At 57.2% G+C, this 22,206-nt stretch carries 14 protein-coding genes; 5 read left to right on the top strand and 9 right to left on the bottom strand.

Annotated elements, in window-relative coordinates; translation table 11 throughout:
- Position 1: 1 nt before the first annotated feature.
- The 9 genes from JFT91_RS24185 to JFT91_RS24145 form a co-directional block, all read right to left on the bottom strand.
- Positions 2-1,819: a non-ribosomal peptide synthetase gene (locus tag JFT91_RS24185; protein ID WP_201234109.1), complete on the bottom strand. Its 1,818-nt coding sequence runs from the start codon at positions 1,817-1,819 to the stop codon at positions 2-4.
- Positions 1,816-2,811, bottom strand: a complete 996-nt coding sequence (gene sbnA / locus JFT91_RS24180) for a 2,3-diaminopropionate biosynthesis protein SbnA (protein ID WP_242489360.1) — start codon at positions 2,809-2,811, stop codon at positions 1,816-1,818. The genes JFT91_RS24185 and sbnA overlap by 4 nt, the downstream gene beginning before the upstream one ends.
- Positions 2,726-8,836, bottom strand: a complete 6,111-nt coding sequence (locus JFT91_RS24175) for a non-ribosomal peptide synthetase (RefSeq protein WP_201234108.1) — start codon at positions 8,834-8,836, stop codon at positions 2,726-2,728. The genes sbnA and JFT91_RS24175 overlap by 86 nt, the downstream gene beginning before the upstream one ends.
- Positions 8,837-8,869: 33 nt before the next feature.
- Positions 8,870-9,652 carry an ABC transporter permease gene (locus JFT91_RS24170; RefSeq protein WP_201234107.1) on the bottom strand — a complete coding sequence of 261 codons (783 nt, stop codon included), beginning with the start codon at positions 9,650-9,652 and terminating at the stop codon, positions 8,870-8,872.
- On the bottom strand, positions 9,652-10,443 hold the full coding sequence (locus JFT91_RS24165; protein ID WP_201234106.1) for an ABC-2 family transporter protein: 792 nt from the start codon (positions 10,441-10,443) through the stop codon (positions 9,652-9,654). Before JFT91_RS24165 ends, JFT91_RS24170 begins: the two co-directional genes overlap by 1 nt.
- Positions 10,440-11,441 carry an ABC transporter ATP-binding protein gene (locus JFT91_RS24160; protein WP_242489359.1) on the bottom strand — a complete coding sequence of 334 codons (1,002 nt, stop codon included), beginning with the start codon at positions 11,439-11,441 and terminating at the stop codon, positions 10,440-10,442. Before JFT91_RS24160 ends, JFT91_RS24165 begins: the two co-directional genes overlap by 4 nt.
- A gap of 478 nt (positions 11,442-11,919) precedes the next feature.
- Positions 11,920-12,186, bottom strand: coding sequence for a hypothetical protein (locus tag JFT91_RS24155; protein WP_201234104.1), 267 nt, complete (start codon positions 12,184-12,186; stop codon positions 11,920-11,922).
- A gap of 157 nt (positions 12,187-12,343) precedes the next feature.
- Positions 12,344-13,573 (bottom strand): MFS transporter, encoded by a 1,230-nt coding sequence (locus tag JFT91_RS24150; RefSeq protein ID WP_201234103.1) that lies wholly within the window; start codon positions 13,571-13,573, stop codon positions 12,344-12,346.
- Between the two features lie 1,339 nt (positions 13,574-14,912).
- The gene (locus JFT91_RS24145; RefSeq protein WP_007915312.1) at positions 14,913-16,496 is read right to left on the bottom strand and encodes a peptide chain release factor 3; all 1,584 of its coding nucleotides are present in this window, start codon (positions 16,494-16,496) and stop codon (positions 14,913-14,915) included.
- Between the two features lie 357 nt (positions 16,497-16,853).
- Here JFT91_RS24145 and JFT91_RS24140 point away from each other — a divergent pair, with 357 nt between their 5' ends.
- The 5 genes from JFT91_RS24140 (at position 16,854) to JFT91_RS24120 (ending at position 22,089) form a co-directional block, all read left to right on the top strand.
- Positions 16,854-17,543, top strand: a complete 690-nt coding sequence (locus JFT91_RS24140; protein ID WP_201228108.1) for an ABC transporter permease — start codon at positions 16,854-16,856, stop codon at positions 17,541-17,543.
- Positions 17,544-17,564: 21 nt separating this feature from the next.
- Positions 17,565-18,470 carry a glycine betaine ABC transporter substrate-binding protein gene (locus JFT91_RS24135; RefSeq protein WP_201227999.1) on the top strand — a complete coding sequence of 302 codons (906 nt, stop codon included), beginning with the start codon at positions 17,565-17,567 and terminating at the stop codon, positions 18,468-18,470.
- 13 nt (positions 18,471-18,483) lie between these two features.
- Positions 18,484-19,137 carry an ABC transporter permease gene (locus JFT91_RS24130; protein ID WP_201147488.1) on the top strand — a complete coding sequence of 218 codons (654 nt, stop codon included), beginning with the start codon at positions 18,484-18,486 and terminating at the stop codon, positions 19,135-19,137.
- Complete coding sequence (locus JFT91_RS24125) at positions 19,134-20,291, top strand: osmoprotectant ABC transporter ATP-binding protein OsmV (RefSeq protein ID WP_166220496.1); 1,158 nt, start codon at positions 19,134-19,136, stop codon at positions 20,289-20,291. Before JFT91_RS24130 ends, JFT91_RS24125 begins: the two co-directional genes overlap by 4 nt.
- A gap of 634 nt (positions 20,292-20,925) precedes the next feature.
- Positions 20,926-22,089 (top strand): type III PLP-dependent enzyme, encoded by a 1,164-nt coding sequence (locus JFT91_RS24120; protein WP_010213203.1) that lies wholly within the window; start codon positions 20,926-20,928, stop codon positions 22,087-22,089.
- Positions 22,090-22,206 lie beyond the last annotated feature (117 nt).

The following is a 22,206-nucleotide window of genomic DNA, read 5'->3' as shown; positions in this document are numbered from 1 at the left end:
CCTACTCCTTGATCAGACAGGCCATTTGCGCCAGCGTGGGAGCGCCAAACACGCGCTTGAGATTGATCTGAATACCACTGCGTTTCATCAGAGCGACGAGACGCATCGCCAGAAGAGAGTTGCCGCCCAATGCAAAGAAGTTCGCCTCACGGTTATCGATCGGGCGACCGAGAATCTGCGCCCAGATCAACGCCAGGGATTCCTCCTGAGGGCTCATTGCCTCGACAATTCCACCTTCCTCGGTCAACTCGCCCAACCGCGCGATCAACGCTGCCCGATCGACTTTGCCGGCCGGATTGCGCGGTAGCTCATCCAGAACGAGGATACGCGCCGGCATGAAGTAAATTGGCAACTCGGCACTGATTCTAGCCCTCAGCTCAGCTTCCAGCTGCGTGCCGTCAACCTTGTCCGCCGGGGTCACAAAAAGCGCGATTTTCACACCCACGGTGTCAGCATCGACGCAACAGGCATGGCAACTTCGAATTCGCCGCGTCGCCATGGTGCAGGCCTCGATTTCCGCAAGCTCGACGCGATTTCCGTTGATCTTGACCAGATCGTCCTTGCGGCCCTCGAACAGGATGTCTGCGTTCACATCGCGCCTGGCGAAATCGCCAGTGCGAAAGCTCAGGCTGTCATCACCGTCCAGGCCACGGACAAACCGTGCATCGCTCAAGTCCGGATTGTCCAGATAGCCCAAGGCAACACTCACCCCGCTGATGTAGATCTCGCCGAGTTCGCCGTCCGGTACTTCTTCCAGCGTCTCGTCAAGCAAGCGCACGGTGACGTTGGAAATTGCCTGGCCAATATTCGCTGGTGAGGTCTCGAGCTCGCACAGCTTGACCGTTGTCGCGACTGTTGCTTCGGAAGGTCCGTAGGCGTTGATCAGACGGATTCTGCCCGCCCAGTTTGCAATCACTTGCTTACTGCACCTCTCGCCGGCCACGATCAATGTACTCAGGCTGATCGGCAGCTCGGCCGGCAGCAGCGACACCAATGATGGCGGCAACGTGGCGACGTCGATCCGACGATTGCACAGCAGGTCTTGCAGGCAGTCGAAGTCTCGCAGCTCATGGTCGCTCGCCGCGACCAGACAGCCGCCGGCAGACAAAGTCATGACGATTTCGGCGATGATCGCGTCGAAACAGACAGGAGAAAACATCAACACCCGACTGCCCTGCGTGATGCCATACGGTAGAGCATGACGCGCAAGGTTCGGGATGCCCCGGTGTGAAACCAGTACCCCTTTCGGTTGCCCGGTAGAGCCCGAAGTGAAGATGACGTACGCCAGGTCTTGTGGCGTTATCCGCGGTTGCTCGAAGTGCAGGGACTGCGCGGCATCGCGGACCTGACCGAGCGTCACAACCTTTTCAGCAGCCAGAGCGCGATTATCGCCGACCCTGTACCCGTCAGGGACCAGAACCAGCTTCGCAGTGGCAGCGTCCAGCTGCACGGACAAGCGCGCTGGCGCGGCGTCCAGGTCCAAGAGGACGAAGGCTGCGCCACTCTTCATGACGCCCAGCAAGGCCACCAGCAGATCCTTGCCGCGCGGACAACCAATGGCAACTATCGCGCCGGCACCCATCGCGTTGTGTGCCAGATAGGCAGCGATCCGCTGACTGTCTGCGTCCACTTCGCCGTAGGTATAAGAAACACCACCCTCTTCTATAGCCGGTGCATCCTTGAGATCGTGGCTGACGCGGATCCATTGATCGAGAAAGATCTGGGTTTGCGCGATATTGCCTGGGGGAAATTGTAGTAGTGACAAGCTAGGTTCCTTCCGCTCTGAAAAAACATCAACCAACGCACCGCCGAGACTCAACCCACCATCGCGTGTTGATACATCTGGCTGCCAAAGTTGGCGTCACACCACTTATCCGAATAGATCGTTTCGAGATACCGTTCGCCCATATCGGGACTGATCACGACAACTTCGTCGCCCGCTGGAATCTGTTTCCACAGGCGTTTGAGCGCGACCAGAACGGTGCCCGTGGAACCACCTACCAGCAGGCCGTAATCCAGCGCGACACTACGGCACATGCGGATCGTCTCGACTTCATCAACGAACTCGATATGCCCGACCAGATCCCGATCGAGAATTTCCGGGCGCCGACTCGTTCCCAAACCGGGAATCAGGCGTTTCTTGGGCACTTCCTGAAAGTTGATCGACCCTACGGTATCGACAGCAATCAGCTTTACGTCCGGCGCATGTTCACGCAGATATTGTGCGCAGCCGACAAGTGTTCCGGTGGTGCCAGCACCGACAAACAGCCACTTGCAGTTGGGATGCTGCCGCAGGATTTCCGGCGCAGTCCTGTTGTAGTGCGCCAGCGGATTGGCCGGGTTGGCGTACTGATTGGTCCAGAAATACCTCGGATCCTGACGGATCATTTCCTGAATCAGAGCAATGCGCGCACCGAGAAAACCGCCGTTGCGATCGCGGGTGTCGCAAACAATGACTTCGGCCCCATAAGCCTTCATCAGGTTGACACTGACCTGATTGACGTTGGGATCGGTTATGCAGGTAAACGGATAACCGCGCTGCGCACAGATCATCGATAACGCGACACCGAGGTTTCCCGAGCTGGACTCGATAACTTTTCGCCCGGGCGAAAGCAGCCCCAGGCGCTCACTCTCCTCAATCAGCGAGATTGCAGTCTTGAGTTTTATCGACCCGGCCGGATTCAACCCTTCTATCTTCAGGTAGACCGGTACATCACCAATAAAGTTATCCAGCTTGTGATACTGATTCGCACTGTAAATTTGCATCATGCTCGAGGTATCCATTTCCAAGAGAAGACATTCGACGCGCATGGAAAACAATCCGTTGTTTAAGATCGGCCATTTGCGCAACACAGAACTTTTCGGGGTTGAAGTTGAGTTCGATCAGAAAATCATCTGCCGGAACCAGACCGAGCACCAAAGGAAACTCTGACTTCTCGACCCACTGCAGATTGCTGAGCCGGTAGCGATCACCGACCGGCAGGTTGTCCTGAAGCTCGAAGTTCTCGACCACCAGAACGGTATTGAACAATGCCTCCTGGCCAAGGCCGGCAGCACTCTGGAAATGACTCATCGATATATGGCCTTCGTCCTGCAGCGCTGCACTGCTGCGCTGCAACTGCCGAAGAGCATCGGCAGAGAGCGGCGCCTGTACATCAACCTTGCACGGGACGATTGAGGTCATGAGTCCGATGATGTCTTGCGAGCCCTCAAGATCTGCAGGCCGTCCCGAAATCGCCCAGCCGAAAACCGGCGCGAGACTTTGCGTGTTTTCTGCCAGGATCTGCGCCCAGATACGCTGGAATAGCACCGCTACAGTCACACCCAGCCCGCTGCAGAAACGCTCGATGCCGCCCGACAGGTCGCGCCCGAGGTTGAAGCGGTAGACGTTATGATCCGCAGGCGAGGACGGCTGATAGGCAACCGGACTGGAGAACAGAGTGGGGCTGACGCCCGCCAGATAGCGTCGCCAGAACGGACGCGTCTGCCGTTCGTGCTGATTGGCCAGCCACTCGATGTAATCGCGATAGACATGACTGAACACCGGCTCGGGCTGAACGCCGCAGATCATCTGATCGTAGAGGGCAAACAGCTCCTTGATGACCTTGGCCACACACCAGCCATCCAGAAGGATGTGATGATAGGTCCAGATCAACTTGTGGTTCTGCGAATCCCGGGACAGCAACGTGAAGCGGGTCAGCGCGGGTGTCGCCAGATCAAAGATTCGCGAGCGATCGTCGTGCATCAGGCGCTCATGCTCCGTCGCCCCGCCTCCCTGTGCAATGACCTGCCAGCTGCAAGTTGCTTCTTGCACCACGTATTGCACCGGGCCCGCCACCGCATCCCAGAAGAACCCCGTGCGCAGGATCGGATGCCGCTCGGCCAGCAATTGCCAAGCCGCTTCCAGCACGCTTATGTCGACCTCGCCGTTGATGTCCATGACGTACTGCAGGGTATAGGTGTCGTCATCGCTCATCAGGTGCTGGAACAGGATCCCCTCTTGCGTCGGCGACAAGGGGTAGATATCCACCGGTATGGCTCCGGCGCTGGCAATCAGCGACTGCAACTCATCATCAGTCAGATCGACATCCGGATAGTCGCCGGGCACGCGTACCACGGCGCCTGCTGTGCAATGCTCAATGATTTCCGTCAGTGCATCGACGTAGTGTGTCGCAAGATTTTCGGCCTCCTGCGGGGACAGGATACCGTCGTCGAAATACCAGTCGATTTCAAATCGCCCCTGGGCAATCCGTGCCTCGATCTCCAGTGCATGCTGGCGTCCGTTACGCGCATCTACCGACACCTGATCGACCAGACTCAAGACCTGGGCAGATGGCATCGACACATCCGGATCGTCAAACGACACGTTGTCCCACTGCCCGAGGTAGTTGAACTGCACCATGGGTTCGGCAGCAGGAATCACCCGGGACTCATTAAACAGATAACGCAGTAACCCATACCCCACACCTCGTTGCGGGATGTCCGCGAGTGTGCGCTTGGTTGCCTGAATCAGGCTCCCAAGCCCCTCTTGAGGATCATGTAGGCACACCGGGAACACCGACGTGAACCAGCCGACCGTGCGAGATACGTCGACGCCTTCCAGGATGCTTTCGCGACCATGTCCTTCGAGGTTGATTGCAATGTCCGGACTCGCACGCCAGGCGGAAAACGCCCGGACCAGTGCCGAGATCAGGATGTCATTGATGCGGGTGTTGTAAGCAGCAGGCACCTCCCGGATCAGTGCGCTGGTCGCTGCACTGCTCAGGCCCCGGGACAGTATTGCGGTGCGACCTGACGCTCGCCGGTTCAAGTCAAAAGGTATCGCGGCCGGAATCCTTTCGATGACCCGTGACCAGTAGGCAGTCTGCGCCAGAACATCGCTCTTGAAGGCCTGTCCGTCACTCGCCAGCTGCTGCGCCCAACCACGAAACGAGGTGACCTGTGCAGGCACCGCAGTGCCTGCACAGAGGTGCAGGTAATCCTCGACGAGAATGCGCAGGGACACCGCATCGACCACCAGGTGATGCGCCACCAGCACCAGCAGACTGGCATCGGGATCCGGGGTGCGGAACAGCAGCGCGCGAAACAGATCACCCTGTTCGAGGTCGAGACCGGACAGGGACTCATCCAGCACGGCCCGGACACGCCCCAGCGATTGATCGATCGGTGCAGTCAGTTGCACTGTCCTGCAACTCGACTGCGCATCACCCGGACTGACCGGAATGGTCTGGGCGTATCCTTGATCGACTTTGAACTGCGCACTCAGTACCGGATAGCGCTCCAGTATCTCGCGAGTCGCCATTAGCAAGGTGTCGGCTGCAACGGGACGGTGAATCTCGATCGCTGTGCCGAGACACCAATGGGCAGCATTGACCAGTTGCTGTTCGGCAAACCAGCGCTGTACCGGCACCAGCACAGTTGCGCCGGTCGGCGGATGGTTTTCCCCGCAGGCCGCACTGTGCAGCGGCCGCACGGCCTGTGCAATTTCAGATAGTGATCGACTGGCAAAGATGCGATCAAGATCAATCGTCATCCCCTCGCTTCTCAGACGTGCAATGAGTTGCAGCGCGCTGATCGAGTCACCGCCTGAAGAGAAGAAATTCTGTTTCAGGGTAATCGTGTCACTGCCAATGATCGCACGCGTGGCAGCCAACACCCGTGTGTCGAAAGGCGTGTGTTGCGAGGAAGCCGGGGGCAGATCTTTCGCAGCCGCTGCGTCATCTCCGACCACAGGAACGCCTTGCCAGTACTGCCACTCCTGCATGGGGCGCTGTGCTTCACAGATATACGTCAGTGCACTGAGGAAATGTTCACACAGCGCCTCTGCCCGCTCTCTGGAGACATGCTCGGGATCGCGAATGAAATCGACAGTGATGCCATCGTCGGTACTGAGGACTTCAACGGCAAAGGCAAACTCGGTGAGGTCCGTCACCTGCGCGAGTTCGACCGTGACGCCGGGGGCCTCCAGCGCAGCCCAGTTTGCCAGCGTCTCGACGTTGAGCACCGTATCAAAAGCGCCATTGGCAAAACGCGAACGCGTACTGAACAACGTATCGTTCATGGAAATCGATTCGAAGCGAAGCAACTCGGCAATGCGTCCACTGACGGCTTGCAGGCTGACCTCGGGGCTCTGCGCCGCCGCCAGTGCCAAGGGCATCGGCAAGGTATTGGCGTACATCCCGATGTCATCCAGGCCAACCCCGGTGTCGGCGCGCCCCGAGACGATCATTCCGAACAACTGGTGCTGCCCGCCGTTTACTGCATTGAGCGCCATGGCCCAGGCCGTTGCCGCAACAGAAGCAATCGTGACCCCGGCCCGGCCACACAAACGCACGATGGCTTGTTCAAGAGTCGTGGACAGACGTCTTTCGAAGAGTTGATGTTCCACCGGTTTCAAGGAAGGCTCGGCAATCTTGTCGGCTACGCAGACCGGCACCTCGAAAGGCTTGAGGAGATCCGACCAGAGCTGTTGGTCCTGCGGTTGCAGGTGGAATTTTTCATGACCGTCGATATAGGTTGCAAATGCATCCGGCGCCGCCGGCGAATCCGAGAAGACTTCGCTCATCAGCGAAAAGATCGAAGCACCATCAAGCACGAGATGATGCGCACTGAGGACAAACTGATAGTTGTTGCCCCCCAGATGGAACAGGTGCAATCGATACAGCGCGGGCTGATCCAGCTCGAAACCGCTTTGTTTGTCCTCTATGAGGAAGTCTGCCATGTACTGGCGCTGCTGCACTTGATCGAGGTGCAGAAGACTGGTCCGCGACCATCTCAGTGGAGCGTCCTCGGCAACGACGCGCACCGGCTGGCCTGACGGCGCCAGAACGAACGCGCTACGCAACAGTTCATGATGTTGATGAGCCTTGCGCCAGCCCTCTTCCAGCGCGGCGCTGCCATCGGGCAGCACCATACGGAACGAAAACTGCAGAACGTAAGTGGTGCGATGACGGGCTCGCAGCGACTGAACGTAAATACCCTTCTGTGCCGGCGAAACCGGTTTGAACGATGATGAATCACCCTGCGTCTGTTGCGGGTCCGGATGTTTTACGCCCCCGGCAACTGGGTTGCCGGTCTGGGCCCTCGCCACCTTGAGCAGCCCGAGCGTGGACGGGTTCCGGAAGATATCGCCCAACGTGAAGGCTTGTCCCAAGGCCTTTGCCCGTGCAATGAACTGCAAGGCGAGAATCGAATCGGCACCCTGTCTGAAAACATCGTCGGTGGGCTGCAACGTCGGGTTACGCAGCAAATCACGCCAGGTCTCGAGCAGTTCCTGTCCGCCGCCAGACGCCGTTGCCGCAACGTTTTGTAAGGTGTCGGGGGGCGGTGTCTGATTGGCGATGGCCGTGAGTTTTTTCTTGTCGATCTTGCCATTGGGCGTCTCGGGCAGAGACGACTGAACGCGAAACTCGGATGGAATCATGTGTTCCGGCAATAGCTCGCGCAAATCGAGACGCAGCGTGTCGAGATCGGTTGCGATGCCCTCTTGCTCGACGAGGAAAGCTGTCAGAAAGGCTCGAGTGTGCGAAGTGTTGAGCACCACTGCCGCCTGTTTGATGTAAGACAAACGCAGGATGCCGAATTCGACCTCACTCAGCTCGATCCGGTGGCCTCGCACCTTGACCTGATCATCGGTTCGACCGTGATAGTGAAAGACACCCTCTTCATCACAACTGACGAGGTCGCCGGTCTTGTAGGCTCGCTGACCGTCGGCAATGACAAACGCCTTGGCGGTCAGGTCGGGGCGACCGATGTAGCCCAGCCCCACCGCGATCCCTTCGACGTAGAGCTCCCCGACCTCACCCACGGGCAGCGCCACCTGGTCAGCGTCGCGCACCACCAGCCGAACACCGCGTACCGCCCGCCCGATAGGAATTGCGTGATCGGCAGAAGGCATCCGGGTGATGACGTGGTGGGTCACATCGTCACTGCACTCAGTCGGCCCATAGGCATTGACCAATGGCACATTGGGTTTGGTCGCCAACCAGCGTCGGGCAAGCGAAACGGGCAGCACTTCGCCCGTAGCGACCAGGCAGCCAAGACGATCGAAGCGCGCATTCTGCGCATCCACACTGATCGCATCCAGAATGGCCAGCAGATGGCTCGGTACCACCTGCAGGATATCGATTTCGTCGTGCACGATCCGCGCACCCAGGCGATCCAGATCCAGAAACTCCGAACGGGTCAGAATTGCCGTACGTCCGGCGCAGATGAGCGGCGCGAGGAATTGCCAGACGGAGATATCGAAACTCTGTGGTGCTGTTTGCGCCACGTTCGGGGCCTTGTGCATCCCCAGGTCTTCGACCTTGGCCAGCAGGTGATTGAGCATTCCCGCATGATGGACCATTGCCCCCTTGGGCATCCCGGTGGAGCCGGAGGTGAAGATCACATAAGCAAGGCTGTCGTCCTTCAATACGCAGCGCTTGAACGGCGCCCCACCCTTGAGTTCTTCGAGCCGGTCCGGCATGGCCAGAAGAGCAATACCGTCGAACAGCAACTGGCTGTTGTTCTCCGTTATCAGGTAACGGCAATTGCATTGCTCCAGCATGTAGGCCCGCCGATCGAGCGGCAGTGTGCGATCCAGCGGCAGATAAGCGGCCCCGGCCTTGAACAGGCCAATCATCGAAACCAGAAATCCAAGACCCCGTTCCAGACCGATGGCAACAATGTCGCCGGGCCTGACAGATGCCGCACTCAGCATCCGGGCGAAGCCGTCGGATATCTCGTCAAGATCGTGATAGCTCAGGCTGTCGCAGCCATCCGAAGCTGCAATGGCGCCAGGCGCCCGCCGAACCTGGTCGGCGAATAAATCCAGAAAATTGTCCATATCATCCATGTCTTATGGTCTAAATTTCGGTGTTTCCGAGTGTCAGGCACCTTCTCTAAGGTATTTCTTGACCCCCCAATGCCAAAGCAATCGAGACAACAGCAAGAAGGCCAGAGTCGCCAGTACAGCGCCCGACAAAGACCGTCCCGTCGTCATTCCCATTGCTGATTGCGCGGGCACCTCCATGATGAAAAAGACAGGGACTACAGTCATGATCACGACCTGGATCCACTCCGGGTACGCGCCGGATGGAAACCGTCCGGTCGTCAGAAACATAAACAACAGGTGGGAAATGTTGCCGGTTTTCTTGGTCCAGAACGCCAGGCTGGCAATGCTGAACCAGACCGAATAAACCAGCGCACACGCCAAGACCATGAAGACCACGAAAGCGCCGAGCGTTTGCAAGGTCAGTTGCCCTTGCGCGTGGCTGCCACCCAGCATCAGGCCCAGCCCCAGCAGGACCCCGAAGATATGCCACAGGCGCAACTGCCCAAAGGCCAGAATGGTTTGAACATCAATCGGTTTGGACAAGTAAGTGTCAATTGACTTGCTGATGATCAACTTCGAGGCGGCCTCACAGTTGGGCAACACCACCATTTGTACAAAAGAGCGAATAAGAATAAATGCACCATACAAGACAATCGACTGCTGTTTATTCCAACCACCAATTGTCTCGACATTCCCAAAGAAAATCTCAATGACAACGTAAACAGACAACCCCAGTAGAGCGGTATTCAACAGACTGACAAAGACCGGAACGCGATCTTTCATATTCGCCTGCAACCTTGCTGTTAGAAGCGCCTTGACTGCGCTCAGCGTCTTCATTATCCGAACACCGAATAACGTTTTACACCTTTGGCCCAGATAAAATTAGCCAACAATGAAAGTGCAACAACCAGCACAAACTGAAAGATCAATCCGCTAACCAACTGTTCGCTTGTCAGCTCGCCCATGATGATTCTGATTGGAAAGCTGATAATATAAGGAAAGGGTGACCACTCAAGTACCGACTGCATCCAGCCCGGATAAAGCGTCAACGGTGCGAGGACACCACCAAACAGCGTAAGCATGTAAGTCAACACCAAATCGAAGGCACTTGCCTGATCGGACCAGAACGCCGCCAGCCCGCCGATAAAATAAAGTAAATAGTTGATGGCGAAACCAAGTATTACGCCAAGCAGTGCAGGGAGCAGATAGCTCAAGTGCAAATACTTACCCGCTTCGGAAAACACGAACACCCCAGCCACCAGGAAAAATATCGGGATGACTCTGACCATCGCCGAAGCCATTTCGCCTAGAAAGTAATAGAGAGCAATATTGAAAGGTTTTAAGAGAAAACTGCCAATATCACCCGAATGGATGTCGTTCTCTACTTCTTCAGCAGCCGTACTGGAAACGATTTCGCCCACCAGAAACACCAGCGCAAAGTAAGCGGCAAACCTTGCCGGGGTAAACCCTTGCAGTGCGGCATCCTTTGCAATGCCCATCCAGATGACCATCATGAACAACGGCACCAAAGAGGCGAGTACCAATACAAACAGCTCTGCGCGGTGCGCAACCTTGCGACGAATGGCTGTGCGTGCAACGCCTGCAACTTTCAAGGCAAACCGGCTCACGCGACACACTCCCCGGGCGCACCCTTGACCTTCTGCCCGGCGTCGGCCTGCGAGGCCATGAACAGCTTCAGCAGCGCCTCTTCGATCGGTGGATCACCGATCGAAATGTCGATGACCGGCTGCTCGGCCAGAACCCGCGAACAGACTCCCACAACCTCGGCAGCCGGCACCAGCAACTCATGCACAAAGCCGTCTGCGGAGCGCACCAGACCGTATCGACCAAGCGCTGAAGCCATAACACTTTCAGACAATTCCACAGTGATGATGCGGTGATCCGACATGCGTTTACGCAACGACTCCAGGGTGTCATCGAAGGAGATCTTGCCATCGGAAACGACAACGACTCGCTCACAAAGGGCTTCAATATCCTGCATGTAATGCGAAGTAAGCAGCACGCTTACATTGCGTTCGCGACTGTAGTCTTGAATAAATGAACGAACTATTTTTTGCACCCCGACATCGAGCCCGATAGTCGGCTCGTCGAGAAAAAGCACCTTGGGATCATGAAGTAATGATGCTACCAGCTCACACTTCATTTTCTCGCCAAGTGACAGGGTTCGCACCGGCGCTCTGGCCAACTTCGACACTTGAAGCAACTCATCCAGATAGCCATAGGTCTGTTTGAACTGCTCATCGGGAATTTCGAATATCTTCTGATTGAGCCGGAAAGTTTCCATGGCCGGCAAATCCCAGATCAACTGTTGACGTTGCCCCATGATCAGCGAGATGGATTTGAGAAATTCCTTGCTGCGCAGTTGCGGCTTATAGCCGAGAACCGATATTTGTCCGGCAGTCGGATAGAGCAGCCCCGACAGCATTTTCAATGTAGTGGTTTTACCTGCGCCATTCGGACCGAGAAAGCCTACGACCTCACCCTGTTTGACAGTAAATGAAATATCGTCAACAGCGGTCTTTTCGGAGCTCTTGGGAGATACCAGACTTGTCAGCCAACCGAGCGGCCCTTCCGAGCGCTCTTTAATCAGGTAAGTCTTGGACAAATTTTTTACACTAATACAATCCATTGCGTGCGAGACCTTGAAGAAAATGAGCTATCCATTGCGCATATCGTTTCAACGCCGGCTTGAATATCACGCGCTGATCCACGTCGTCAAGAAACGTTATTACACATTTAAATTTTGAATTCGCAGCAGTAATTTATTATTGCGCTTATCGACGCGTGATTGTCGTCTCGCGCAAGCTCATAAAGCAATGGAGCCAGAATCGATGAAAGTAACGCGAGAGGCTCTAGCCTGCGGTTCTTTGCTTTTTCAATGTTTGTCAATGGATTAGAAACTAATCGATAGTGACTTCAGCGTCGAGAGCAAAACGCGTGGTCACGCAAAAGAAGAGTGAAACTACAAACGAAGGGGAAAAGCCGTACAGAAAAATCCTACACCGTGATTTTTTTGTTGAATACCCCCTTCTCCCTCGATTGCGCATCAGCCGGGGAAGAGGGGGTTTTCCATTGCGCGGGATTTACGACTGGCTGTCGTCATCGCCGGTGTCGGGGTCGGTGTCGGTGTCCGGCTCGTCCGTGGTCGAATCATCGTCGTCCTTGCTACCACCTTGGTCCTGATCGCCCGGTTCGGATTCCGACTTGGCCAGCATGATCACACCGGCGTGGCCGTGGGCCGCATTAAATCCTTGTGGTGGCGTGGCGGTACTCGCCCAGGCCGCCGTGGTGCCAAGCGTCAACATCACCAAAACCTTAAGCAACAGCACAATGCGTTGAAAAATGCTCATAGCCATTTCCATCCTTTCGTGGTTGTAGCCTGGGGTGCCGATCCGGCGCTGAATGAAATCTAGTTCCGATCAGCGAGGTTCACCAGATAGGACGCTAACGTCTCCCCGGAAATGCCCGGGTTCGCCAGAACACTTGTGAATAACCGCTATAACCGAATCAACTAAGCGAGTTCGTGCCGTCTCTAGCGATCAGTGCCTTGGCCTTGCTTGATGAGCGCGTCGCGAAGTAGATCAGCGGCAAGGTCAACAACGCCAGCGCAGCACTGGCAATCCACACGCTGTGGCCGCCGAAGTGCCCATACAGCTGACCACTGACTACCGGCGACAGCAGCGCACTTGCGCTCCAGCTCATGAAAAACAGGCCAAAATACTGGCCGCTTTTACCACCCTGCGCATGCTGCATGACCAGCACATTCAACGGCGGCATGAACAGCGCCTCGCCCAATGTCCAGATTACCGTCGACAGACAGACGTAAAGCAGCGAGCTGCCCAACGGCAACATGCCCAGCCCGCTGGCCAGCAACACACTGCCGGCCATCAGTTGCGCCCGCGCACTCCAGCGTTCGCCCCAATGGGCCAGCGGAATCTGCAGGGTAACCACCAGCAGCGCATTGATGCCGAACTGCCAACCAATGGCTTCGGTGCTCAGCCGATAGTAATCACGCAGATAGTTGCCGAGCGTGCTGTAGACCGTGTCGAACGCCATGCCGAGCACGACCGTCGCGGCCAGCAGCCAGAGGAAAGGTTTGTCGCGATAAGGCAAGCCTGAACCGGCTTCGGTTTTTGCCTCGACGCTCAGCAGCGGTCGCCGCCAGGTCGTACGGACAAACCAGAGCAAGGCCAGCACCGTCAGCGCCGCACTGGCAAAGAACACCCAACGAAAATCAACCTGCGCCAGCACCCCGCCGGCAACGCCAGCGGCGGCCATGCCAAGGTTTCGCGCGACCCGGCTCAGGGCTTGTGCGCGAGCGCGTTGCGCAACCTCGCAATACTCCATGATCAAGCGCTGATGCAGCGTTCGAATCGCCCCGTCGAGTACACCGCTGAACAGCAGCAACGCGCCGAGCCACGGTATATCGGTGGTCAAGCCCAATGACAGCAGAGTCCACGCCGACAGAAAAAACAGCGCCGCCGTCAGCCGCGCCGTCGGAAAACGGTCACTGAGCAAACCACCAACCATCGAACCGACCAGCAGCCCAGCGCCGTAACCGGACAACAGCCAGCCGACCGTTTCAATCGCCAGCCCCAACTCCTGCCGCAGGTACAGCGCCATGAACAGCTTGACCATGCTGCTCAGCCGATTAATGAACAGAAGCGCGGCGAGCACCCAGGCCATCACACCGAAATAACCGTTGATCCGCAGCATATGAGCCAATCGACTCGTCATTCCATTGACCTCTTGAAGCCGCCTGAGTGAACCGGAACACTAACGATCAACACGCCAGTTGTCGCGCCTCTGAACGCCTGAAACCACAAAATCGGAACCACCCTACAACCCCTGTAGGAACTGCTGAAGACTGCGATCTTTTGACTTTGCTTTTCAAGACCAAAAGATCGCAGCCTTCGCCGGGCTGAGTTGGATCGAGTGCATTCATTTGGAAAATGAGCGGCTGGCAGGTCGCTTTCGCTGGCAAGCCAGGCTCCAACAGGGATTGGGCAGTCTGCAAGACATGGGGTGGCTGGCAGGCCGCTTTCGCGAGCAGGCTCGCTCCTACAATTGGATCGTATGCAATCTACTAGATATGAGGCGGCTGGGAGGTCGCCATCGCTGGCAAGCCAGGCTCCCACAGGGGTTGGGTGGAGTCTGCAAGACATGGGGTGGCTGGCAGGCCGCCTTCGCGAGCAGGCTCGCTCCTACAATTGGATCGTATGCAATCTGCTAGATATGGGCGGCTGGCAGGCCGCCTTCGCGAGCAAGCTCGCTCCTACAATTGGATCGTATGCAATCTGCTAGATATGGGGCGGCTGGGAGGTCGCTTTCGCTGGCAAGCCAGGCTCCCACAGGGATTGGGTGCAGCCTGAAGGGAATGGGGCGGCTGGCGGGACGCTATCGCTGGCAAGCCAGGCTCCCACAGGGATTGGGTGCAGCCTGAAGGGAATGGGGCGGCTGGGCGGGCGCCTTCGCGAGCAGGCTCGCTCCTACAATTGGATCGTGTGCAGCCTGTAAGGAATGAGGTGGCTGGCGGGACGCCATCGCTGGCAAGCCAGGCTCCCACAGGGATTGGGTGCAGCCTGCAAGACATGGGGCGGCTGGCGGGTCGCCATCGCGAGCAGGCTCGCTCCCACAAAAAACCAACAGCAAAACACCCATCACCCCTGCTCCTCACCACTCAACAGGATGAGCGTTAGCTCGGCAGCAGCTCTTGATCTTGATTCACGGGCGACGTCGGAAGGCTGAGTGGAGGGATTGATCCGGGGGTGGGAGCGCAGCGACCGTTTGGCGCAGCCAAACACATCGAGAGGAGGTGCAGCGCAGCAAACCGTAGGCGATGCCCCCCGGATCGATCCCGGAGCGAAGGAACCCCGAGCCTCAGCGAGCGGGCCGAACGTAGGAGCAAGCGTTTTTTTGCTTACTTTTTTTAGGCGTTTGTAAAAAAAGTGAGTCGCCGTAAGGGCGAAACCCTAAGCCGCCATCACCGAAAAAACGGATATACACACAAAACCAAACCAACAAAAAAGCCCCCAAGGCCTACACCTAGGGGGCTTCAGATAAACCAGCTAAAAGCTTAGTGATGCTCACGCGTCGCACGGAATTTCACATCCGGCCAACGCTCTTCCATCAACGCCAGATTAACCCGCGTCGGCGCAAGATAGGTCAGATGACCACCACCGTCGACAGCCAGGTTCTCCACAGCCTTGTTGGAAAACTCCTCAAGCTTCTTCTTGTCGCTGCATTCGATCCAGCGCGCGGAATACACAGTGATCGGCTCATACGAGCACTCAACCTTGTATTCCTCTTTCAAGCGGCTAGCGACCACATCGAACTGCAGCACACCCACAGCACCAAGAATGATGTCGTTGCTACGCTCCGGGAAAAACACCTGAGTGGCGCCCTCCTCGGCCAGCTGTTGCAAGCCCTGACGCAGCTGCTTGGATTTCAGCGGATCACGCAAACGCACACGACGGAACAATTCCGGGGCGAAGTGCGGAATGCCGGTAAAGCCCAGGGTTTCGCCTTCGCTGAAGGTGTCGCCGATCTGGATGGTGCCGTGGTTGTGCAAACCGATAATGTCACCGGCAAAAGCTTCTTCCAGCTGTTCGCGCTCAGAGGAGAAGAACGTCAGGGCGTCGCCGATGCGCACGTCCTTGCCGGTGCGCACGTGGCGCATCTTCATGCCTTTCTCGTACTTGCCGGAGCAGATACGCATGAAGGCGATGCGGTCGCGGTGTTTCGGGTCCATGTTCGCCTGGATCTTGAAGATGAAGCCCGAGAACTTCTCTTCGACCGGCTCGACGGTACGCTCGTTGGCCACACGGGCCAACGGACGCGGCGCCCAATCAACCACAGCATCAAGCACGTGATCGACACCGAAGTTGCCCAATGCCGTACCGAAGAACACCGGCGTCAGCTGACCGTCGAGGAACTCCTGCTGGTTGAACTCGTGGCAGGCGCCCTGCACCAGTTCAAGCTGCTCGATGAAACGCTCGTACTCGTCACCCAGATGCGCACGAGCTTCGTCGGAGTCGAGTTTCTCGATGATCTTGGTTTCGGTGCGTTCGTGACCATGACCGGCGGTGTAGACAATGATGTAGTCATCGGCCAGGTGATACACGCCTTTGAAGTCGCGGTAGCAACCGATCGGCCAGGTGATCGGCGCAGCCTTGATCTTCAGAACAGCTTCGATCTCGTCGAGCAATTCGATCGGGTCGCGGATGTCACGGTCGAGTTTGTTGATGAAGCTGACAATCGGCGTGTCACGCAGACGGCAGACGTCCATCAGCGCGATGGTCCGTGGCTCGACACCTTTACCGCCGTCGAGAACCATCAATGCCGAGTCCACCGCCGTCAGGGTGCGATAGGTATCTTCGGAGAAGTCTTCGTGGCCCGGGGTGTCGAGCAGGTTGATCATGTGCTCGCGATACGGGAACTGCATGACCGACGTGGTAATGGAAATACCCCGTTGTTTCTCCATCTCCATCCAGTCGGATGTCGCATGGCGATCGGATTTACGGGATTTCACCGTACCGGCCACAGCAATCGCCTTGCCCATCAACAGGAGCTTTTCGGTGATCGTGGTTTTACCGGCATCGGGGTGGGAAATAATGGCGAAAGTGCGGCGTTTCGCGACTTCGGCGGCCTGGTTGGTCATGGGAAATCGCCTGGCGGTGATTCAAAAAAGGGCCGCGATTATAGCCCAAGTCAGTGCAATAACCGAACCGTTGAGCACATTAAGGGTGGCCAAATGCTGCCTCAGATGGGAACCTTTTAAAGCTCGGAGACGTCCATCCCCTGTTACGACATTTCGTCAGGGGCTGAAAAATCAGCAAGTTAGCCTGACGAGGCTGCGCTCATGGCTCGCTTTCAGACCGCTTTTTGCCGGTGCTGAGGGAGCTGCTTCTCGCGAACGTTTTTCCCGGCAGCCAAGGTTTGGCATGCCACACGGGATTGCGCTCGCCGACTATAAAAAAGGAGTCCGCCTGTGGCTATCCGCTATGGCAAAGGGCTGATGGGAGGTGCGGTTGTAATCGCGCTCTTGGCCCTGCTGGTCCACTGGATCGGCATCAACACGATCGAACACTACCGCGACGATTTGTTGTTTTACCTGCAAGCTCATCTGATTCTCGTCCTCGCTTCAATGCTGGCCGCCCTGGTCGTGGGCATCCCCGCCGGTATCTTTCTCAGTCGCCCGACCATGGTCGGCCGCGCTGAACGCTTCATGCAGATCTTCAATATCGGTAACACCGTGCCGCCGTTGGCCGTACTCGCGATTGCCCTGGGGATTCTCGGCATCGGCAGTGGTCCGGCGATCTTCGCTTTATTCCTCGCCTCGTTGCTGCCGATTGTGCGCAACACCTATGAAGGCCTGAAAAACGTCCAGGGTTCGCTGAAAGAAGCCGCTGTCGGCATCGGCATGACCCCGCGTCAGGTGCTGTGGCAAGTCGAACTGCCCAACGCCGTACCGATCATCATCGGTGGTGTGCGTGTCGCGCTGGCGATCAATGTGGGTACCGCGCCGCTGGCGTTCCTGATCGGCGCCAACAGCCTCGGCAGCCTGATTTTCCCCGGCATCGCCCTGAACAATCAGCCGCAACTGCTGCTCGGCGCCGCGTGTACCGCGCTGCTGGCCTTGCTGCTCGATGGCGTGGTCACCCTCGCCAGCCGTCTCTGGCTGGAACGCGGTTTGCGCCCGACTTAAGGCTTTTGCGAAGGAATACCTATGAAACGATTCAGCTTGATTCTAGGCCTGATGCTGAGCAGTGCCCTGCTGTTCGCAGGCATTGCCCAAGCGGCAGAAAAACCAGTGATTCGCATCGGTGCGCGAGTCTTCACGGAACAGACACTGCTGGCCGAAATCACCTCGCAATACCTGCGCAGCAAAGGCTACGACACCCAAGTCACGGGTGGTCTGGGCAGCAATCTCGCTCGCAGCGCCCACGAAAGCGGGCAACTCGACATGCTCTGGGAATACACCGGCGTGTCGCTGGTGGCCTACAACCATGTCACTGAAAAACTCGACAGCGCAGAGTCCTACGCACGGGTGAAAGAACTCGATGCGAAAAAAGGCCTGATCTGGCTGACGCCGTCGAAATTCAGCAACACCTACGCCCTCGCCCTGCCTAAAAAAGTCGCCGAGGAATATCCGCAGATCAACAACATCAGTCAGTTGAACGAAGTGCTGCGCGCCGAAGCCAAGACCAATCATCTGGTGGCGCTCGATACCGAATTCGCCAACCGTTCCGACGGCCTCGACGGCATGGTCAAGCTCTACGACATGAACCTGACCCGCAAGAACATCCGCCAGATGGACGCGGGCCTGGTCTATACCGCGCTGCGCAACGGCCAGGTCTTTGCCGGGCTGGTCTACACCACCGACGGTCGCTTGAACGCCTTCGGCCTCAAGCTGTTGGAAGACGACAAGCATTACTTCCCCGACTACACCGCCGCGCCGGTGGTACGTCAGGCCTACCTCGACGCCCACCCGAAACTCGCCGAGCAACTCAAACCGTTGGCCGAACTCTTCGACGACGAAACCATGCGTCAGCTCAACGCGCGGGTCGACGTCGATCACGAAAGCCCATCGAAAGTTGCCGCCGATTTCCTGCGCCAACATCCGTTGAATTAAGAGAGGAGAAGTCATGGAATTCCTGAACGCCTTTTCCCATCTCGACTGGCAGCAGGTGATGCACCTGACCTGGCAGCACATCACCCTCGTTGGTATCGCCGTGACGTTGGCGATTGTCGTTGGCGTGCCGCTGGGCATTCTGATGACGCGTTTCCCGAGCCTTGCCGGCCCGTTGCAGGCCAGCGCGACGGTGCTGCTGACCGTGCCGTCGATTGCCCTGTTCGGTTTGCTGCTGCCGTTCTATTCCAAGTTCGGCCAGGGCCTCGGCCCGATGCCAGCGATTACCGCCGTGTTTCTTTATTCGCTGCTGCCGATCATGCGCAACACCTACCTCGCCCTGACCGGCGTTGAACCGGGCATTCGTGAAGCTGCACGTGGCATTGGCATGACGTTCGGCCAGCGCCTGCGCATGGTTGAGTTGCCTATTGCGGTGCCCGTCATCCTCGCCGGCGTGCGCACGGCCGTGGTGATGAACATCGGCGTGATGACCATCGCCGCGACCATCGGCGCTGGCGGCCTCGGTGTGTTGATCCTCGCTTCAATCAGCCGCAGTGACATGTCGATGCTTATCGTCGGCGCGCTGCTGGTTAGTCTTCTGGCTATCTTCGCTGACCTGATTCTCCAATGGCTGCAACGCTCGTTGACTCCAAAAGGACTCCTCAAATGATCGAACTTCAAAACCTCAGCAAAACTTTCCAAAGCAACGGCAAAGATGTCAAAGCCGTGGACTCGGTGAGCCTGACCGTCAATGAAGGCGAAATCTGTGTGTTCCTCGGGCCATCGGGTTGCGGCAAAAGCACCACGCTGAAGATGATCAACCGCCTGATCAAACCCACCTCGGGCAAGATCCTGATCAACGGCGAAGACACCACCGACCTCGACGAAGTAACCCTGCGCCGCAACATCGGCTACGTGATCCAGCAGATCGGTCTGTTCCCCAACATGACCATCGAGGAGAACATCGTCGTCGTGCCGAAGCTGCTCGGCTGGGACAAACAGAAATGCCACGACCGCGCGCGCGAACTGATGAGCATGATCAAGCTTGAGCCCAAGCAGTATCTGCATCGCTACCCGCGTGAGTTGTCCGGTGGCCAGCAGCAACGGATCGGCGTGATCCGCGCACTGGCGGCGGATGCGCCGCTGCTGCTGATGGACGAGCCGTTCGGCGCAGTCGACCCGATCAACCGCGAGATGATCCAGAACGAGTTCTTCGAGATGCAACGCGCGCTGAACAAGACTGTGATCATGGTCAGCCACGACATCGACGAAGCGATCAAACTCGGCGACAAGATCGCGATCTTCCGCGCCGGCAAACTGCTGCAGATCGACCACCCGGACACCCTGCTGGCGCATCCGGCGGACGATTTCGTGAGCAATTTCGTCGGTCAGGACAGCACGTTGAAGCGTCTGTTACTGGTGAAGGCCGAAGACGCGGCCGACAACGCGCCGTCGGTGAGCCCGGAAACCCCGGTGGCCGATGCGCTGGAATTGATGGACGAGCACGATCGCCGCTATGTCGTGGTCACCTGTGCCGAGAACAAGGCGCTGGGTTACGTGCGTCGTCGCGACCTGCACCGCCAGACTGGCACTTGTGCGCAGTACCTGCGTGAATTCAACGCGACGGCGGCCTACGACGAGCATCTGCGCATCCTGTTGTCACGCATGTATGAGTTCAACCGCGCCTGGTTGCCGGTGATGGATGCCGAGCGGGTGTTCCTCGGCGAGGTGACGCAGGAGTCGATTGCGGCTTACCTGAGCTCGGGTCGTTCGCGCGGGATGAAGACCAGCATCGTCTCGCCGGCTGAAGCGGTAGTCGCCTAAAAAATACACACCCTGTGAGAGCGAGCCTGCTCGCGAAAGCAAAATGTCAGTCGGCGATGATGTCGGCTGGGAAAATGCCTTCGCGAGCAGGCTCGCTCCCACAGGATTCGTGTGATTTTTTCTTCACTCATGAGGCGGAAAAGAATCTCAACACTTGAGAACAGCACAGTCGACCTTAAACAGTCTGCGAAACAGCCAAAATCCCCCTCACACCGTCCTCACGCCGCCAACGTCGCCGATGTTGTCGCCATCACACTTACCCACGACTTCGCTGACAAAAGCGGCGAACGTGCAGGTATTTTTAACACTCTAAAATTCCTGGGGAACATCTGCCCGTCATCTCGGTCGGCTACAAAGAGTGCTGAAAGCGACGCACGTCAGAAGCGTGCAGAAACGCGACATTTTTAGTTGATCTCAGGCCCCTCACCCCCTAAAGTTCGCGCCGAACGTCCATGCTGGAAACGATCCATCCGGCTCAAGTACTGACGACGAGACAGCAAGGCCAAGGGCAGAGCCCCATGGCCTTTTTGCTTTCGGCGACATGCCTTGGGAAGTAGGCGAACCAAAGTGGGGATACGGAGGACGTTCATTTGCACCCATTGTTTTTACACGTTTGCCCATAGGAGCTCCCAGCATGTCGATCAACGTCGAAGATTATTTCGCGCGCGCCACTTTTGACAAAATGAAGGCGTTCGCCGACAAGCAAGAAACCCCGTTCGTGGTGATCGACACCGCGATGATCAGCCAGGCCTACGATGACCTGCGCGCCGGTTTCGAATTCGCCAAGGTCTATTACGCAGTCAAGGCCAACCCGGCCGTCGAGATCATCGACCTGCTCAAAGAGAAAGGTTCGAGCTTCGACATCGCCTCGATCTATGAGCTGGACAAAGTGATGGATCGCGGCGTCAGCGCCGACCGTATCAGCTACGGCAACACCATCAAGAAATCCAAGGACATCCGCTACTTCTATGAGAAAGGCGTGCGTCTGTTCTCCACCGACTCCGAGGCCGACCTGCGCAACATCGCCAAGGCTGCACCGGGTTCGAAAGTCTATGTACGTATTCTGACTGAAGGCTCGACCACCGCTGACTGGCCACTGTCGCGCAAATTCGGCTGCCAGACCGACATGGCCATGGACCTGCTGATCCTCGCCCGTGACCTCGGCCTGGTGCCTTACGGCATCTCGTTCCACGTTGGCTCGCAACAGCGCGACATCAGTGTTTGGGACGCAGCGATCGCCAAGGTCAAAGTGATCTTTGAACGCCTGAAAGAAGAAGATGGCATCCACCTCAAGCTGATCAACATGGGCGGCGGCTTTCCGGCCAACTACATCACCCGCACCAACAGCCTGGAAACCTACGCCGAAGAAATCATCCGCTTCCTGAAAGAAGACTTCGGTGATGACTTGCCGGAAATCATTCTCGAGCCGGGCCGTTCGCTGATCGCCAACGCCGGCATTCTGGTCAGCGAAGTGGTGCTGGTTGCGCGTAAGTCGCGCACCGCCGTCGAGCGCTGGGTGTACACGGATGTGGGCAAGTTTTCCGGCCTGATCGAAACCATGGACGAAGCGATCAAGTTCCCGATCTGGACCGAAAAGAAAGGCGAGATGGAAGAAGTCGTCATCGCCGGTCCGACCTGCGACAGCGCCGACATCATGTACGAGAACTACAAGTACGGTTTGCCACTGAACCTGGCGATTGGTGATCGCCTGTACTGGTTGTCGACCGGTGCTTACACCACCAGTTACAGCGCAGTAGAGTTCAATGGCTTTCCGCCGCTGAAGTCGTTCTACGTGTGATCAGCCTGTAACTCAACGAAAGCCCTTGACCTGTCATGGGCTTTTTTGTGCCTGACATTCCACTGTAGGACCTGCCGAAGGCTGCGATCTTTTGATTTTTCTTTTTGAAGATCAAGA

Origin of the sequence: Pseudomonas sp. TH08 (assembly GCF_016651275.1) — a bacterium.
Classification (GTDB): domain Bacteria; phylum Pseudomonadota; class Gammaproteobacteria; order Pseudomonadales; family Pseudomonadaceae; genus Aquipseudomonas.
Note: the sequence above shows the minus strand (reverse complement) of the source record. Positions and strands in the feature narration are given on the sequence as shown.